Annotated in this window: 3 protein-coding genes and 1 pseudogene; all 4 read left to right on the top strand. The window is 67.4% G+C overall.

Annotated elements, in window-relative coordinates; genetic code table 11:
- Positions 1 to 97: 97 nt before the first annotated feature.
- Entirely contained in the window at positions 98 to 1,078 is a 981-nt protein-coding gene (locus tag V6M63_RS21285) for an ABC transporter permease (RefSeq protein ID WP_332745178.1), read from the top strand.
- The gene (locus V6M63_RS21280; protein WP_332745174.1) at positions 1,078 to 2,307 is read left to right on the top strand and encodes a M20 aminoacylase family protein; all 1,230 of its coding nucleotides are present in this window, start codon (positions 1,078 to 1,080) and stop codon (positions 2,305 to 2,307) included. Before V6M63_RS21285 ends, V6M63_RS21280 begins: the two co-directional genes overlap by 1 nt.
- A gap of 34 nt (positions 2,308 to 2,341) precedes the next feature.
- Positions 2,342 to 3,916, top strand: a complete 1,575-nt coding sequence (locus V6M63_RS21275; protein ID WP_442909629.1) for an ABC transporter substrate-binding protein — start codon at positions 2,342 to 2,344, stop codon at positions 3,914 to 3,916.
- Between the two features lie 64 nt (positions 3,917 to 3,980).
- Positions 3,981 to 4,111: pseudogene (locus V6M63_RS21270) on the top strand (ABC transporter permease); the annotation flags it as partial.

The raw sequence follows: 4,111 nt of genomic DNA, 5'->3' as shown, positions 1-4,111 counted from the left end.
GAACTGCTGGTCGTCAGACCGGCCCTCGCCCCGCTCGTTTCCACCCGTGGCGCGGGTGCGCGGCTCTGCTAGCATCCCTGCGCCTTCCGTATTAGCGATGCTCGCCTTCATCCTTCGCCGCCTGCTGCAGGCCGTGGTCGTCATGGTCACCGTGGCCTTCATCGCGTTCCTGCTGTTCCAGTACGTCGGCGACCCGGTCGTTTTCCTGCTGGGCCAGGACGCGACGCCGCAGCAGATCCGCGAATTGCGCGCCGACCTCGGCCTGGACCAGCCCTTCTTCGTGCAATTCGGGCACTTCCTGGTCAATGCGGTGCAAGGGGAGTTCGGGCTCAGCCTGCGCCAGGGCGCCAAGGTCTCGCGCCTGATCGCCGAGCGCTTTCCGGCGACGCTGGAACTGTCGCTGGTGGCCGCCTTCCTGGCGCTGGTGGTCGGCATTCCGATGGGCGTCTATTCGGCGCTGCGCCGGGGCACCTTCCTCAGCCAGACGTTCATGACCGTGTCGCTGCTGGGCGTGTCGCTGCCGACCTTCCTGATCGGCATCCTGCTGATCCTGGTGTTCTCCGTCACGCTCGGCTGGTTTCCCAGCTTCGGCCGCGGCGAAACGGTGCAGATCGGCTGGTGGTCGTCGGGCCTGCTGACCTCCAAGGGCTGGCACCACATCGTGCTGCCCGGCATCACCCTGGCCATCTTCCAGCTGACCCTGATCATGCGGCTGGTGCGGGCCGAGATGCTGGAGGTGCTGCGCACCGACTACATCAAGTTCGCGCGCGCACGCGGCCTGCCTAGCCGAGCCATCCATTTCGGCCACGCGCTGAAGAACACGCTGGTTCCGGTGATGACCATCACCGGCCTGCAGCTGGGCGGCCTGATCGCCTTCGCCATCATCACCGAGACCGTTTTCCAGTGGCCCGGGATGGGGCTGCTGTTCATCCAGGCCGTGACCTTCGCCGACATCCCGGTGATGGCCGCCTACCTGTGCCTGATCGCGCTGATCTTCGTGGTGATCAACCTGGTGGTGGACCTGCTGTATTTCGCCGTCGATCCGCGCCTGCGCGTGGGCGGCGCCAAGGGGCACTGATGCTGGCGCCGGCCATCGCCACACCGCGCCTGAAGGCCAACGGCCGCGCCTTCGCGCACATCGCGCAGTTCCACCCGGAGCTGGTGGCGTTGCGGCGCGACCTGCACGCGCACCCCGAGCTCGGCTTCGAGGAGGTCTACACCGCCGCCCGGGTGCAGGAAGCCCTGCGGGTGTGCGGTGTCGACGAGATCCACACCGGCATCGGCAAGACCGGCGTGGTGGGGCTGGTCCACGGCCGTGGCCGGGGCAGCGGCCGCATGATCGGCCTGCGCGCGGACATGGACGCCCTGACCATGACGGAGCACAACGAGTTCGCCTGGAAGTCCACGCGCAGCGGCATGATGCACGGCTGCGGCCACGACGGGCACACCGCCATGCTGGTGGGCGCCGCGCGCTACCTGGCCGAGACGCGCGACTTCGACGGCACGGCGGTGCTGATCTTCCAGCCGGGCGAGGAGGGTTTCGCCGGCGCGCGCGCCATGATCGAGGACGGCCTGTTCGAGCGTTTCCCGGTCGAGGCGGTCTACGGCATGCACAACTGGCCCGGCCTGCGGCCCGGCAAGATCGGCCTGACGCCGGGGCCGATGATGGCGGCGGCCGACAAGATCACGATCGAGATCACCGGCAAGGGCGGGCACGGCGCCCATGCCTACCTGGCCACCGACCCGGTGCTGGTGGCCGCCCACATCATCACCGCGGTCCAGAGCATCGTGGCGCGCAACGTGCGGCCGCTGGACAGCGCCGTGATCAGCCTTTGCGCGATGCAGGCCGGCGACGTCCACGCGATGAGCGTGATCCCGGGCAAGGCCACCCTGGTGGGCACGGTGCGCACCTTCACGGCGGAAGTGCAGGGTCTGGTCGAGCGGCGCATGACGGAGCTGTGCAGTGCCGTCGCGCTGGGGTTCGGCGCCACGGCGTCGGTCAACTACGAGCGCATCTATCCCGCCACCACCAACACCCTGCGCGAGGCCATGTTCGCCGCCGACGTCGCCGAATCGCTGGTCGGCGCCGACCACGTGGTGCGCGACCTCGACCCCAGCATGGGAGCGGAGGACTTCTCCTTCATGCTGCAGGTCAAGCCCGGCGCGTACATGCGCATCGGGCAGGGCGGCGAGGGCAACTGCATGCTGCACAACAGCCGCTACGATTTCAACGACGACATCCTGCCGCTCGGCTCGGCGCTGCACGCCAGCCTGGTGGAGCAGTCCATGCCGCTGCCGCCGGCCTGACCCGTTTCCCACCCGCTCACCAAGGAGCTCTCCCATGAAAATGAAGACAACCCTGATCCATGCGGCCCTGATGTGCGTGCTGGCCGGTGCGGCGTCGGCGCAGACGGTGCGCGTCGCCAACCAAGGCGATGCGCTGTCGATGGACCCGCACTCGCTCAACGAGTCGCTGCAGCTGTCGGTGACCAGCAACGTCTACGAGCCGCTGGTCGGCCGCAACAAGGACCTCTCGCTGGCCCCCGCGCTGGCCACGGCCTGGAAGCAGACCTCGCCCACGGTGTGGCGCTTCGAGCTGCGCAAGGGCGTGCAGTTCCATGACGGCACCCCGTTCACGGCCGACGATGTGCTGTTCACCATGGCGCGCACCCAGGTCGACGGCTCGGACATGAAGAGCTACACCAACGACGTGAAGGCGGTGCGCAAGGTCGACAGCCACACGGTCGAGATCGAGACCAACGACCCGTTTCCGATCCTGCCGGACGTGCTGTCGCAGGTCTTCGTCATGAGCAAGAAGTGGTGCGAGGACAACCAGGCCACCCGTCCGGTCGACCGCCGCAAGGGCGTCGAGAATGCCGCCTCCTTCCGCGCCAACGGCACCGGTCCGTACCGCCTGCGCGAGCGCCAGCCCGGCGTGCGCACGACCTTCGTTCGCAACGGCAACTACTGGGGCAAGATCGAGGGCAACGTGCAGGAGGTGATCTTCACCCCGATCGGCAACGATGCCACGCGCGTGGCTGCCCTGCTGTCCGGCGAAGTCGACGTGATGGAGCCGGTGCCGGTGCAGGACATCGACCGCGTGCGCAACTCGCCCAATGCGCAGGCGCTGGTGGCGCCCGAGCTGCGCACCATCTTCCTGGGCATGGACCAGAAGCGCGACGAACTGCTGTACTCCAGCGTCAAGGGCAAGAACCCCTTCAAGGACAAGCGGGTGCGCCAGGCCTTCTACCAGGCCATCGACATCGAGGGCATCAAGCGAACCGTGATGCGCAACGTGTCGCTGCCCACGGCCCTGATGGTGGGCCCCGGCATCAACGGCTTCAGCCAGGAGCAGAACAAGCGCCTGCCCTATGACGCGGATGCCGCCAAGAAACTGCTGACCGACGCCGGCTACCCCAACGGCTTCGAGGTGACAATGAACTGCCCGAACGACCGCTACGTCAACGACGCGCGGATCTGCCAGGCAGTGGCGGCCAACCTGTCGCGCATCGGCGTCAAGATCAACCTGCAGGCCGAGACCAAGGGCACCTACTTCCCCAAGATCCTGCGCCGCGACACCAGCTTCTACCTGCTCGGCTGGACGCCCAGCACCTACGACGCGCACAACGCCATGAACGCGCTGATGGCCTGCCCCAACGACAAGGGCGCCGGCCAGTTCAACCTGGGCAGCTACTGCAATCCCGAGTTCGACAAGCTCACGCGCGCCGTGCAGTCGGAAACCGACAAGAACAAGCGCAACGCCATGATCAAGCAGGCCTTCGACATCCACGCCAACGACGTCGGCCACCTGCCGCTGCACCAGCAGTCGCTGGCCTGGGGCGTGAGCAAGAAGGTCAAGGTGGTCCAGCGCGGCGACAACTACCTCGACTTCAAGTGGATCACCGTTTCGAAGTAATCCTCCACTAGCACACGAGCGCCGCGCGGCTCCGGCCCCGCGGCGTTCGTTCATCGGCAATCCCATGGGACAGACCCTCGCGCGCTGGTTCGACAGCGACATCGGCTACAGCTTCCGCACCTCGCCCGTGGCGATCGTGGCGGCGGCCATCGCCTTCATCTGCGCGTTCTGCTCGGCCTTCGCCGGCTGGGTGGC

This window comes from Hydrogenophaga sp., from assembly GCF_036675665.1.
In the GTDB taxonomy this organism is placed as follows: Bacteria; Pseudomonadota; Gammaproteobacteria; order Burkholderiales; family Burkholderiaceae_C; genus Hydrogenophaga.
This window is presented reverse-complemented; position numbering and strand designations above follow the sequence as displayed.